Annotated in this window: 14 protein-coding genes and 1 pseudogene; 10 read left to right on the top strand and 5 right to left on the bottom strand. The window is 71.1% G+C overall.

The features are described from left to right. The first annotated feature begins 367 nt into the window (after window positions 1-367). The 7 genes from FHR32_RS25235 to FHR32_RS25205 all read left to right on the top strand — a co-directional run bounded on the left by FHR32_RS25235 (window position 368) and on the right by FHR32_RS25205 (window position 6697). Complete coding sequence (locus FHR32_RS25235) at window positions 368-1912, top strand: endonuclease/exonuclease/phosphatase family protein (RefSeq protein ID WP_184756992.1); 1545 nt, start codon at window positions 368-370, stop codon at window positions 1910-1912. Between the two features lie 185 nt (window positions 1913-2097). After that, window positions 2098-2400 (top strand): urease subunit gamma, encoded by a 303-nt coding sequence (locus tag FHR32_RS25230; RefSeq protein ID WP_184756991.1) that lies wholly within the window; start codon window positions 2098-2100, stop codon window positions 2398-2400. A gap of 17 nt (window positions 2401-2417) precedes the next feature. After that, window positions 2418-2744: an urease subunit beta gene (locus tag FHR32_RS25225; protein ID WP_184756990.1), complete on the top strand. Its 327-nt coding sequence runs from the start codon at window positions 2418-2420 to the stop codon at window positions 2742-2744. Further along, window positions 2734-4449, top strand: a complete 1716-nt coding sequence (locus tag FHR32_RS25220; RefSeq protein WP_184756989.1) for an urease subunit alpha — start codon at window positions 2734-2736, stop codon at window positions 4447-4449. The genes FHR32_RS25225 and FHR32_RS25220 overlap by 11 nt, the downstream gene beginning before the upstream one ends. Then, window positions 4449-5198 (top strand): urease accessory protein UreF, encoded by a 750-nt coding sequence (locus FHR32_RS25215; protein ID WP_184756988.1) that lies wholly within the window; start codon window positions 4449-4451, stop codon window positions 5196-5198. Before FHR32_RS25220 ends, FHR32_RS25215 begins: the two co-directional genes overlap by 1 nt. A gap of 42 nt (window positions 5199-5240) precedes the next feature. Continuing rightward, complete coding sequence (ureG, locus tag FHR32_RS25210; RefSeq protein WP_184756987.1) at window positions 5241-5909, top strand: urease accessory protein UreG; 669 nt, start codon at window positions 5241-5243, stop codon at window positions 5907-5909. A 5-nt stretch (window positions 5910-5914) separates the two neighbouring features. Then, the gene (locus FHR32_RS25205) at window positions 5915-6697 is read left to right on the top strand and encodes an urease accessory protein UreD (protein ID WP_184756986.1); all 783 of its coding nucleotides are present in this window, start codon (window positions 5915-5917) and stop codon (window positions 6695-6697) included. A 111-nt stretch (window positions 6698-6808) separates the two neighbouring features. Here the strand turns inward: FHR32_RS25205 and era are convergent, their stop codons facing one another. The 4 genes and pseudogenes from era to FHR32_RS25185 all read right to left on the bottom strand — a co-directional run bounded on the left by era (window position 6809) and on the right by FHR32_RS25185 (window position 8916). Further along, window positions 6809-7729: a GTPase Era gene (gene era / locus FHR32_RS25200; protein ID WP_184756985.1), complete on the bottom strand. Its 921-nt coding sequence runs from the start codon at window positions 7727-7729 to the stop codon at window positions 6809-6811. A 17-nt stretch (window positions 7730-7746) separates the two neighbouring features. After that, on the bottom strand, window positions 7747-8079 hold the full coding sequence (locus FHR32_RS25195) for a cytidine deaminase-like protein (protein ID WP_184756984.1): 333 nt from the start codon (window positions 8077-8079) through the stop codon (window positions 7747-7749). A gap of 34 nt (window positions 8080-8113) precedes the next feature. Continuing rightward, window positions 8114-8290: pseudogene (locus FHR32_RS25190) on the bottom strand (zinc ribbon domain-containing protein); the annotation flags it as partial. 62 nt (window positions 8291-8352) lie between these two features. Then, window positions 8353-8916, bottom strand: coding sequence for a type 1 glutamine amidotransferase domain-containing protein (locus tag FHR32_RS25185; protein WP_184756983.1), 564 nt, complete (start codon window positions 8914-8916; stop codon window positions 8353-8355). Between the two features lie 329 nt (window positions 8917-9245). On the opposite strand from FHR32_RS25185, the gene FHR32_RS25180 reads away from it, so the two are divergent. From FHR32_RS25180 to FHR32_RS25170, 3 genes are read left to right on the top strand one after another with little or no spacing between them, the layout of a single operon-like run. Further along, window positions 9246-10484 carry a sensor histidine kinase gene (locus FHR32_RS25180; RefSeq protein ID WP_184756982.1) on the top strand — a complete coding sequence of 413 codons (1239 nt, stop codon included), beginning with the start codon at window positions 9246-9248 and terminating at the stop codon, window positions 10482-10484. Then, window positions 10475-11116: a response regulator transcription factor gene (locus FHR32_RS25175; protein WP_184756981.1), complete on the top strand. Its 642-nt coding sequence runs from the start codon at window positions 10475-10477 to the stop codon at window positions 11114-11116. The genes FHR32_RS25180 and FHR32_RS25175 overlap by 10 nt, the downstream gene beginning before the upstream one ends. Window positions 11117-11126: 10 nt before the next feature. Then, window positions 11127-11666, top strand: a complete 540-nt coding sequence (locus FHR32_RS25170) for a hypothetical protein (RefSeq protein WP_184756980.1) — start codon at window positions 11127-11129, stop codon at window positions 11664-11666. A 13-nt stretch (window positions 11667-11679) separates the two neighbouring features. On the opposite strand, the gene FHR32_RS25165 is transcribed toward FHR32_RS25170, so the two are convergent. Then, complete coding sequence (locus tag FHR32_RS25165; RefSeq protein ID WP_184756979.1) at window positions 11680-12345, bottom strand: hypothetical protein; 666 nt, start codon at window positions 12343-12345, stop codon at window positions 11680-11682. Window positions 12346-12416 lie beyond the last annotated feature (71 nt).

The following is a 12416-nucleotide window of genomic DNA, read 5'->3' as shown; positions in this document are numbered from 1 at the left end:
GTACTGCTCGACCAGCAGTACGGCGAGCCCCGAACCGTGCAGGCTCTCGATCGCCTTCTCGATCTCGATGCGGTGGACCCGCGTGACACGTCCCGCATGTGCCATCGGTGCGGGCACTGCGAGAAGAAGAACCGTCCCGACCGGGACGATTGTTAATTGCGATTTACTGGGATATCACCGCCGTGACAGGACGCCACAGCACAGCCAAGATGCGCACACTTGTACAGACAAATCTGCAGATTTCATGATGCTGAGCAGCGGATATGAGTTTTCGATGCGCGCAAGCTAGCCGACGATCTCCGTACATCTGGCATTTACCGGGACGCTTCACGCTAATTTCTCCCAGATGTATGCATAAGGAGTTCGAATGCGCCGGTTACTCATAGCGGTGACAGCCGTACTGGCACTCGGCCTGACAAGCACTCCGGCCACGGCCGAAGCCGACGGCACGCTGAGCGTCGCCTCGACGTCGGTGAAGGCCGGCGAGCCGATCAGCCTGACCTACTCCACTCCCCGCCCGGACCCGAAGAACTGGCTCGGCCTGTACGCCGACCCGGGTGACGGCCCCGTCAACGAGACCTACGTGGGCCCGTCACTGAAGTGGGCCTACATCCCTGCGGGCAGCGGCACCGCGACGCTGCCCACCGATGGCCTCGAACCCGGCGGCTACGTCGTCTACTCCCTGGCCAAGGACGGCTACGCCTGGCTCGCCCAGCCGGTCAAACTGCAGATCGTGAGCGACGGACCGCTGCACTTCGTCAGCGACACCATGCCCCTGCGCAACGCCCGGGCGCTGAAGCCGTACACCGCGACGGTCAAGGGTCTGCTGCGCGGCGACACCAAGGACCTGACCTTCCGGAAGACCGACGGACCGCGCTGGGCCACGGTCGGCGCGGACGGCACGATCTCCGGCAAGCCCCGTCTCCTCGACGCGCTCCGGCCGGCGGCCGTGAAGATCGAGGCGCGCAACGCCGCCGGCCAGACCGCGTCGACGACCGCCAAAATCGAGGTCAGGGTCCCGGGCCTCAAACTCGTGCCCGAACTCAAGGCGATGAGCTGGAACCTCTGGCACGGCGGCAGCCAGGTGAAGGGCTCCCGTGAGAAGCAGCTGAAGTTCCTGCTCGACCACGACGTGGACGTGGTGGGCATGCAGGAGACCTCCTCCGTCGCCGCCGAGGAACTCGCCGAAGCGCTGGGCTGGGACTACTTCCAGGCCGGCTCCGACCTGGGCATCATCAGCCGCTACCCGATCACCTCGCGCGGCCCGCTGCCGTCCGCGTCCGGCCTGGCCGGGATCAGCGCCCGGGTCCGGGTGGACGAGCAGCGGAAGCAGGACGTCGTCGTCTGGAACGTCCACCTCGGCTACACGCCTTACGGCCCCTACGACGCCTGCTTCGGCAAGATGACCCAGGAGCAGCTCCTGGCCAACGAGGTGAAGTCCGGCCGCACGCCGCAGATCACCGCGATCCTGGCGGCGATGGGGCCCGACCTGAAGGCCGTGAAACGGACCCCTGTCCTGCTGACCGGCGACTTCAACGCCCCCTCCCACCTGGACTGGACGTCCGCGACCAAGCGGTGCGGCTACGACTCGGTGCCCTGGCCCGCCTCGGTCCTGCCGGAGAAGGCCGGCCTGAAGGACTCCTTCCGGGTCGCCAACCCGAACCCGGTCACCGCCCCCGGCATCACCTGGTCGCCGATCTACCCGACCTTCACCGGCGGCTACGGCCACGACGGCCACACGGGCGAGCCCGAGCCGCAGGACCGGATCGACTTCGTGCACTACGCGGGCGGGCTCCGCGTCAAGGACTCCCGCACCCTGGTCGAGGGCACTCCCACCGCCATCCCCAACCACGCGGACAACGCCTGGACCTCCGATCACGCCGCGGTTCTCACCACCTTCCGGGTGGACTGACCCCCACCTTCCCGATACGCCTACCTGCCGGTGAGAGCATTCGCCGGCCTGCTCAAGAAAACCGCTCAAGGGAAAAGGGCGGCCCCGCGCCGCCCTTTTCCGTTTTATGTGTCTCGTGGCACCCGGAAACCGGCTCGACATCGCCGTGCAACACCATGGAAACCGCCGGTTCCTATGGTCTGGTGATGCGGCTCACACCACACGAGCAGGAACGCCTGCTCATCCACGTCGCCGCCGGTGTCGCCCGTGACCGCAGGTCCCGAGGGCTCCGGCTCAACCACCCCGAGGCCACCGCGATCATCGCGTCCTTCCTGATGGAGGGCGCCAGGGACGGTCGGACCGTCGCGGACCTGATGGAGGCGGGGCGGACCGTGCTGTCCCGGCGGGACGTCATGGACGGCGTGCCCGAGATGCTGGAATCGGTGCAGATCGAGGCCACCTTCCCCGACGGCACCAAGCTCGTCACCGTCCACCAGCCGATCCCGTGACCGAGGAAGGGCGAGCGATGAGACCCGGTGAGATCCAGTACGGCGAGGCGCCCATCCCGCTCAACCCGGGCCGCGAGCGCGTCACCGTCCGCGTCGTCAACACCGCCGACCGGCCGATCCAGGTCGGATCGCACTACCACTTCGCCGCCGCCAACCCCGGCCTGGAGTTCGACCGCCAGGCGGCCTGGGGCACCCGCCTCGACGTGCCGGCGGGGACCGCGGTGCGGTTCGAGCCCGGCGTCGAGCGCGACGTGACCCTCGTGCCGATCGCCGGACACCGGATCGTCCCCGGACTGCGCCCCGAGTGGGCCGGCCCTCTCGACGGGAGCCCCCATGTCCGTTGAACGGTCCCGTTACGCCGCGCTGTACGGCCCCACCACCGGCGACCGGATCAGGCTCGCCGACACCGACCTGTTCATCGAGGTCACCGAAGACCTGGCGATGGGCCCCGCGGGGGCGGGCGACGAGGCCGTGTTCGGCGGCGGCAAGGTCATCCGCGAGTCGATGGGCCAGGCCAGGACCACCCGGGCCGACGGCGCGCCCGACCTGGTGATCACCGGCGCGGTGGTCCTCGACCACTGGGGCGTGGTCAAGGCCGACATCGGTGTCCGGGACGGCCGGATCGTCGCGATCGGCAAGGCCGGCAACCCCGACACCATGGACGGCGTCCATCCCGACCTGGTGATCGGCCCGTCCACCGAGATCCTCGCGGGCAACGGGAAGATCCTGACCGCGGGGGCGATCGACTCCCACGTCCACCTGATCTGCCCGCAGATCCTGGACGAGGCCCTGGCCGCGGGGGTGACGACGATCGTCGGCGGTGGCACCGGCCCCGCCGAGGGCACCAAGGCCACCACGGTGACCGGCACCTGGTATCTCGCGCGGATGCTGGAGTCGCTCGACTCCTACCCGGTCAACGTCGCGCTGCTCGGCAAGGGAAACACGGTCAGCGCCGAGGGCCTGCTGGAACAGCTCCGCGCCGGGGCCTCCGGTTTCAAGCTGCACGAGGACTGGGGCACCACCCCGGCCGCCATCGACGCCTGCCTGTCGGTGGCCGACGCCACCGGCACCCAGGTCACGATCCACACCGACACCCTCAACGAGGCCGGGTTCGTGGAGTCGACGCTGGCGGCGATCGGCGACCGGATGATCCACGCCTACCACACCGAGGGGGCGGGCGGCGGTCACGCGCCGGACATCATCCGGGTCGCCTCCTACGGCAACATCCTGCCCTCCTCGACCAACCCGACCCGCCCGCACACCGTCAACACGCTGCACGAGCATCTCGACATGCTGATGGTCTGCCACCACCTCAACCCCACGATCCCCGAGGACCTGGCGTTCGCCGAGTCCCGGATCCGGCCGTCCACGATGGCGGCCGAGGACATCCTGCACGACATGGGCGCGATCTCCATGATCGGTTCGGACTCGCAGGCGATGGGCCGGGTGGGCGAGACGATCATCCGGACCTGGCAGACCGCGCACGTGATGAAACGCCGCCGGGGGGCGCTGCCGGGCGACGGCCCCGCCGACAACCTCCGGGCCCGGCGCTACGTCGCCAAGTACACGATCTGCCCGGCCGTGGCCCACGGCCTGGACGGAGAGGTCGGCTCGGTCGAGACGGGCAAGCTGGCCGACCTGGTCCTGTGGAACCCGGCCTTCTTCGGGATCAAACCCGACCTGGTGGTCAAGGGCGGTGTCATCGCCTACGCCCAGATGGGCGACGCCAACGCCTCCATCCCCACCCCCCAGCCAGTCATGCCCCGCCCCATGTTCGGCGCCGCCCCGGTCACCGCGGCCGCCACCTCGGTCCACTTCGTCGCCCCTCTGGCGATCGAGGACGGCCTCGCCGACCGGCTGGCCGTACGGCGGCGACTGCTGCCGGTGGCCGACGTACGGCGCCGGGGCAAGGAGAGCATGCCGCTCAACGACGCCATGCCCCGGATCGAGGTGGACCCCGACACCTTCGCCGTCCGCGTGGACGGCGAGCTGATCGAGCCCGCCCCCGTCGCGTCCCTGCCCATGACCCAGCGCTACTTCCTGTTCTGATGCGGGCCGCACTGCTGCTGCTGGCCGACTCCCGGCTGCCCGCCGGAGGTCACGGACACTCAGGAGGCGCCGAGGAGGCGGTCAGGACCGGGGCGGTCCACGACCTGCCCAGCCTCGACTCCTTCCTGCGGGGGCGGCTGGCCACCGCGGGCCTGGTGGCGGCGGCCCTCGCGGCGGCCGCCTGCGAGTTCGGCACCGTCTGCGCCGGCGACCGCCTCTCCCCATCTCCGGCGCGTCATCCCGGGGCAGGGGGCACCGAGGAGGGAGACGGCTGGACACCCGCCGGCCGTACCGGATCCTGGGCCCGGCTGGACGCGGAGGCCGACGCCAGGACCGCCTCCCCCGCCCAGCGCGAGGCCGGGCGCACCCAGGGCAGGCTGCTGTTGCGCACCGCCCGGCGGATCTGGCCGTCACCGGTGCTCGACGACCTGGCCGGAGCCGTGCCGCAGGGCACCCATCACCCGATCGCGCTCGGCGCGGCAGCCGCGGCGGCCGGATGCGCCCCCGGGGAGGCCGCCCTCGCGGCGGCCTACACCGCCGTCACCGGACCGGCCACGGCGGCGGTCCGGCTGCTGGGCCTCGATCCGGTCCCGGTCCACCGGCTCCTCGCCGACCTCACCCAGCAGATGGAGCGGATCGCCGCGGGCGCTCCGGCCGGGTGGGAGTCGCTGCCGGCGCACGCCGCCCCCGCACTCGACCTGCTCGCCGAAGGACATGTCCGCGCCGAGCTGAGGTTGTTCGTCTCCTGAACACCCGACGTCACCCCAGCACCTGAAAGGACGGTAACGCCCATGGGCGCCACCCACGACGACCACCACCAGGCGGCCGACCCGCACGGCCGGGCACTGCGCCTGGGCATCGGCGGGCCGGTCGGCAGCGGCAAGACCGCGCTGACCGCGGCCCTGTGCCGCACCCTCGGCCAGACGCTGCGCCTGGGCGTGGTGACCAACGACATCTACACCACCGAGGACGCCGAGTTCCTGCGCGCGGCGGGCGTGCTCGATCCGGACCGGATCGCCGCCGTGCAGACCGGATGCTGCCCGCACACCGCCATCCGCGACGACATCGCCGCCAACCTCGACGCGGTGGAGACCCTGGAGGAGCGGTTCGGCCCGCTCGACCTGGTGATCGTGGAGAGCGGAGGCGACAACCTCACCGCCACCTTCAGCAGGGGCCTGGCCGACAGCCAGATCTTCGTGCTGGACGTGTCAGGCGGTGACAAGGTGCCCCGCAAGGGTGGTCCCGGTGTGACGGCGGCCGACCTGCTCGTGATCAACAAGACCGACCTGGCACCCATGGTCGGCGCCGATCTCACGGTCATGTCCCGCGACGCGGCGACCGTACGGGACGGCAGGCCCGTGCTGTTCACCTCCGTCAGAGAGGAACCGGCAGCGCACGCCGTCGCCGAATGGGTCCTCGGGCTCGTCCAGTCCTGGACCCACGACCACACGCACGCCTGACGCCCATGACGGTGGCCGACCGGCTGGAGCGACCGGCATCCCGGCGCTCGATGACCGCCCGGGCCGCGATCGTCACCGAGCGCGCCCCCGGCGGGCGGACCGTGCTCACCACGATACGGTCGGACCCGCCGCTCACGCTACGCGCGACCGCGCCGGGCCAGGTGCACCTGGTGTCCACCGCCGCCGGACCGCTCGGCGGTGACGATCTCGCCCTCGACATCGAGGTGGGGGCGGGCAGCACGCTGGATGTGCGGTCGGTCGCGAGCACACTGGTGCTCCCCGGCTCCGGACCGGCCGAGTCGCTGATGACTGTCACGGCCAGGGTGGGCGCGGGGGCGTCGCTCCGGTTCGCCCCCGAGCCGACGGTGCTGGCGGCGGGCTGCCTGCACCGCATGATGGTACGGCTGTCGCTCGCCGAGGACGCCCGGGTGTTCTGGCGCGAGGAGATCGTCTTCGGCAGGTACGGCGAGCGTCCCGGCCGCTGCCACTCCCGTTTCGACGCCACGGCCGGAGACGGCCCGCTGCTCCGGCAGGAGTTCGTCGTGGGTGACCCGGCGATCGACGACGGCCCCGCCGTGTACGGCGGCGCCCGGTGCGTCGGCACCGTCCTGACCACCGGACGGGCGCCCGCCTCGATGGTCGGGGACGGCTGGGCGCTGCTCCCCCTGGCCGGGCCCGGCACCCTGGTGTCGGCCCTCGGCGGGGACGCCGTCGAACTGCGGCAGCGCCTGACAGAGGGCGCGTCCCACCTGGACGCCGGCATCACGCCGGTCTGGGCCGGGTCGTAGGGGCACCGGACGGCGGGGTCCGGGCCGGCGGCACGTGGACGGGCTCAGCCGATCGGGCGCGGCCGGGTCGGCAGGCTCGAATGCGGCCGATCGGGCGTGGCCGGCCCGGGCTCAGTCGTAGAAGCCCAGGCGGCGGAGCTGCTTGGGATCGCGCTGCCAGTCCTTGGCGACGCTGATCCGCAGGTCGAGATAGACCCGGGTGCCGAGCAACGCCTCGATCTGCTGGCGTGCGCGGCTGCCGACGTCCTTGAGGCGGCTGCCCTTGTGCCCGATCACGATGGCCTTCTGCGACGGCCGCTCGACGAACATGTGCGCGTAGATGTCGAGCAGGTCGTCTCGGCCCTCCCGGGGCAGCATCTCGTCGACGACGACCGCGATCGAGTGCGGCAGCTCGTCCCGGACGCCCTCCAGCGCCGCCTCGCGGATCAACTCGCCCACCAGCACCTGCTCCGGCTCGTCGGTGAGCCGGCCGCCCTCGTACAGCGGAGGGCTCTCGGGGAGCCGGTCGATCAGCACGCCGGCCAGCACGTCGAGCTGGTCACCCGACTGCGCCGAGACGGGGACGATCTCATCGAAGTCGGCGAGCTGGGAGAGCGCCAGGAGCTGGGCGGCGATCTGCTCACGGGTGGCCAGGTCACACTTTGTCACCACGGCGACGACGGGGGTCTTCTTGACCGCGGCGAGCTTCTCGGCGATGAACCGGTCGCCCTTGCCGATGGGCTCGTTGGCGGGCACGCAGAACCCGATCACGTCGACCTCGGTGAGCGTGGACAGCACCAGGCTGTCCAGCCGCTCGCCCAGCAGGGTGCGGGGCCGGTGCAGGCCGGGGGTGTCGACGATGATGAGCTGGGCGTCCGGGCGGTGCACGATGCCGCGGATGACCCGGCGGGTGGTCTGGGGCTTGGAGGAGGTGATCGCCACCTTCGTGCCGACCAACGCGTTCATCAGCGTGGATTTACCGACATTGGGCCGGCCGACGAAGCAGGCGAAACCGGCATGGAAATCAGCAGCTGAGGAACTCACGTCAACCATTGTCGCCGATGCCGGCCTCAGCTCGGACGCACGGTCCCGCCGGGATCGGCCACGAGCAGTGTCGTGCCGCCCATTTCGCGGACCGCCCGCGCGTCCGCGTCGGCCGGTCCGTCCCCCGCGGTGACCAGCGCCGCCGCCTCCAGGGACTCCGCACCGCTGGAGACGGCCATCGCCACGGCGACCTGCAGCGCCGAGAGCGTCAGCGACGGCAGTGCCACGTTCGTCGCCGCGTAGGTCCGGCCGGTCTCGTCGCGCACGGCGGCGCCCTCGGCGGCGCCGTTGCGGGCGCGGGCGGAACGCGCCAGAACGATGATCTTGTTGTCCTCGGGGTCGAGGGTCGCGTCACTCACAGCGCAAGGGTAGCCAGCGCGCGGCGTCCGGTCCCCATCGACCTGCCCGCCGTCTCACACACGGAGCGATCACGCCGCACGCCGAGCACAGCTTGGAGGAGGGAAACCACCGGTCCACGACCACCGACTTCCGCCCATACCAATCCGTCTTGTACTCCAGCATGGAGCGCAACTCCCGCCAGGAGGCGTCGGAGACGGCGCGGGCCAGGGCGCGCTGCGCGCGGCCCAGCCGGTTACGGTCGGCCCCCGCGGCGCTGTCACCCGCCGCGCAGGTCAGCCGGGAACCTGCTGCCCGGCCTTGGCGAACTGCTCGACGATCGCGGCGCAGAAGGCCGGCAGGTCAGCCGGCGAGCGACTGGAGATGATCTGCCGGTCGATGACGACCTCCTCGTCGACCACGGTCGCCCCGGCGTTACGCAGGTCCGTGCGGATACTCGGCCAGGAGGTGATCCGGCGCCCTCGCACGGCGTCGGCCTCCACCAGCGTCCACGGGCCGTGGCAGATCGTGCCGATGGGCTTGCCCGTCGCCACGAACGCCTTGACGAAGCCGACAGCGTCCCGGTTCATCCGGAGCTGGTCCGGGTTCATGGTGCCCCCGGGCAGGAGCAGCGCGTCGTAATCGCCGGTAGAGGCATCGGAGACCAGCCGGTCGACGGCGAAGGTCCCGGCCGGGTTCATGTCCCACTGACGGGCCTGGATCTCGCCGGGGTGAATCGACAGGATCTCGGTTCTCGCTCCGGCCCCGTGCAGCGCTCCGCGCGGCTGTTCGAGTTCTACCCGCTCGACACCGTCGGTCGCCAAGATCGCAATCTTCTTACCCTTGAGTTCCTGTGCCATGTGTTCCCTCCCGCACTGGTTGGCGTACATGCCGTGGCGCCCGGACGGGCGCCGCATCGGCGGAGAAGGAGCGGCAGACCCCGCTCCCGCTTCCGGACATCGCAGGGAATCACCTTTCATGCTAGTCCCGCCGTTTCGACCGGTCCGATGGGACCTGCCGGTCAGAGGCCGTGCGCCGACGGTCCAGCCGATGAGCGTCCCAGCGGGTGCGGCAGGCGGCTCGGTTGCCCCGAACGACCCGGGCCCCCTCGCGGGGTGGAGTTTTCCTCACCCTTTTCCGGGATATCTCGCCCATGTCGCCAGGCGGTCCCGGTCTCTACGGTGGTCGTATGACCACCACCGGACTGATCACTCCCTGGGACAGGATCCGCGCCCACTGGTCGGCGCGGACCTGGCTCCGCACCGCGCACGTGGTGACGGGTGTCCCGATGGCCCTGCTGGCCCTGGCGGTGGTCGCCGGGCTGACCGTGCTGTCGGTGCTATTGGCGTGGACCGTGGTGGTCCCGTTGATCGCGCTGCTGCTGCTCTTCTGGTCCGTGCCGTTGTTCACCCGGTTGCAGCGGGCCCGGTTCCTCGCCTTCCTGGACGTGGACATCCCCGAGGCACCCCGACGCCCCAGGGAGCGCAACCCGCTGAAGCTGCTGTACCGGGAGGCGCGGGCGAGGAGCACCTGGCGGCAGCTCGCCTACCATCTGCTGGCACCGCTGATCAACGTGATCGGGGGCGTCATGGTCATCGGGGCATGGGCGGGTGGCCTGGTCGCGGCCGAGTTCGCCGTCCGGGGGTGGGTCCTGGCGGAGGGCTGGATGATAACGGTGTTCACCCTGCTCGCGTCGGCCCTGCTCATCGCCGGACCGTGGGTGGCGCGCGGGGTCACCGCACTGGACGTGATCGCCGCTGAGGCCCTGCTCGGTCCCAGTCTCAGTGACCAGCTCGTCCAGCGGGTCGAGACCCTGCAGGAGAGCCGCGCCGAGGTGGTGGACGCCGCCGACGCCGAGCGCCGCCGCATCGAACGGGATCTGCACGACGGCACCCAGCAGCGGCTGGTCTCGCTCGCGATGAGCCTGGGGATGGCCCGGACCATGCTCACCGACGTGCCCGAGCCCGCGCGGCAGGCCATCGCCCAGGCCCACGAGGAGTCCAAACAGGCCCTGAAGGAGCTGCGCGACTTCGTACGCGGCCTCCACCCGGCCGTGCTCAACGATCAGGGCCTGGACGCGGCGCTGTCCGGCATCGCCGCGCGGGCCCCGTTCCCCGTACGGCTCCGCGTCGACGTGCCGGAGCGGGCGTCGCCGACGATCGAAGCGGTCGCCTTCTTCGTGGTCTCGGAGGCGCTGACCAACGTCTCCAAGCACGCCGGGGCCTCCACCGCCGAGGTCACGGTCCGGCGCGCCGGCGACAGGCTCCGCCTGGCCGTCGTGGACGACGGCCGGGGAGGCGCCCGCCTCGGCGGAGGAACCGGGCTGCGCGGCCTGGCCCAGCGGGTCGGCTCGGTGGACGGGACACTGGACGTCGACAGCCCACCGGGTGGTCCGACGGCGATCAGGGTGGAGCTGCCATGCGTGTAGTGCTCGCCGAGGACTCCGTCCTCCTGCGGGAGGGGCTCGTCTGGCTGCTCGGCTCGGCGGGCATGGAGGTCGTGGCGGCGGTGGCCGACGCCGAGGGCCTGCTGCGCGCCGTGGACGAACACGAGCCCGACCTCGTCGTCACCGACGTGCGGATGCCGCCCTCGCACACCGACGAGGGCCTGCGCGCGGCGCTGGTGCTCCGCCGCCAGCGACCGGGCCTGGCGATCCTCGTGCTCTCGCAGTACGTCGAGGAACGCTACGCCACCCAGCTTCTGTCCACCGAGACCAGCGGCATCGGATACCTGCTCAAGGACCGGGTGGCCGACGTCACCGAGTTCCTGGACGCCCTGCGCCGGGTCGCCTCCGGCGGCACGGCCCTGGACCCGGAAGTGGTGGCCCAGCTCCTGATCCGCAGGCACAGCGACCCGCTGGACCTGCTGACCCGCAGGGAGCACGAGGTGCTGGCGCTGATCGCGGAGGGCCGGTCCAACGCGGGGATCGCCGAAGCCCTGGTGGTCAGCGAGGGCGCCGTCGGCAAGCACATCAACAACATCTTCACCAAACTCGGCCTCTCGGGCGCCGACAAGGATCACCGCCGGGTGCTCGCCGTACTGCGATTCCTCAAGGTCTGAAGAGAGAGACATGTCGATGCGTAGCAACGTCCGGACCGCCTGGATCGCCGTGGGCGGGACGCTCACCGCGCTGACCGTGTCCGGTATAGCCCTGGCCGTGTGGCCCGAGGTGAGCCGGACGCAGGCGGACGACCCCTCCTACGACAGCTCCCTGCTCGCCCCCGCCCGGCTGTCCGAGACCTCCGTGCGGGACTACACGTTCCTGCCGCCGGACCTCGTCGTGCTCGCGAGCGGGCAGGCCGACGTCACCGTCGTCCCCGGCCGGACGGGGCAGCTCTCCCTGAAGCGGGAGCTCGTCTGGACCGAGGGCGGGCCCGGCCCCTCCTCGGGCAGGCCTGACCTGTCCGAGTCGTGGAACGGCAGAACCCTGCGGATCCACGTGGACTGCCATGGCAGGGATGAGCCGGGCGACCCCGCCTGCCAGGGTCGCTACACCCTGAGTGTGCCCGTGACCACCGACGTCACGGCGACGACCGACTCCGGAACCGTGTCCGGCCGCACCGCCCAGGGCGAACTGCGGATCCTCCCGTACCGCCGGCGGCAGGGATGAGCGCCGGCCGCGGTCAGGGGGCCGCCCGTTCGACGAGGAACTGGGCGAGCTGCTGGGTGCGTCTGACATCGACGTCCGCCAGACCGGTGTGCACCAGCGAGACCAGGGTGCCTCCGACACGGGCGAAGACCACGTGCATCTCGTAGGGATATCCGTCCAGCCTGCCCCGCAGCCGCTTGGCCTGCACGTCGTCGCCGAGGGTGTCCAGCTTCAGGCTGGACACCCTCAGGGAGGTGCCCATGCCCGGCCGGGTACTCCGGGCGACAGGGCAACCGTCCAGGGCCTCGGTCAGCTCCTCGAAGCGCTGCTCGGCGTCGTCGCCGGTATAGGACGCCAGGCCGACCCCGGCCAGCTCACCCAGCTCGTCGCCCGCGTAGGTCGCGTCCACCCTGACCCCGGGCGCCCGCTGCGGCGTGCGGCCACCCGCCATGGCGAAGACGAGCCGGCAGTCGCGGCCGGCCGGGCGGAAAGGAGACTTCCACGCCTCACCGGGACGGGTGGAGAATCCGTCCGGTAACTCCTGTGCCTTCGGTAACAACCCCCGCAGCCGCGCCAGCTCCGTGCCTGCGTCTTTTCCGGTCTTTCCGGTGTAGCCCGTCCCTGTGCCGCACGCCGCCAACGCGCCGGCCAGAATCCCACAGGCGCCCACCGCAATGGCGGTTCGGATCCCTCGCGTCATGACTATTCCCCCGATGTCACGTGCGAGGAATACTGTCCCCGCCGCTCCACTTTCTTCCCCATCGGCAAAAG

It is taken from the genome of Streptosporangium album (assembly GCF_014203795.1).
Lineage (GTDB): Bacteria > Actinomycetota > Actinomycetes > Streptosporangiales > Streptosporangiaceae > Streptosporangium > Streptosporangium album.
Note: the sequence above shows the minus strand (reverse complement) of the source record. Positions and strands in the feature narration are given on the sequence as shown.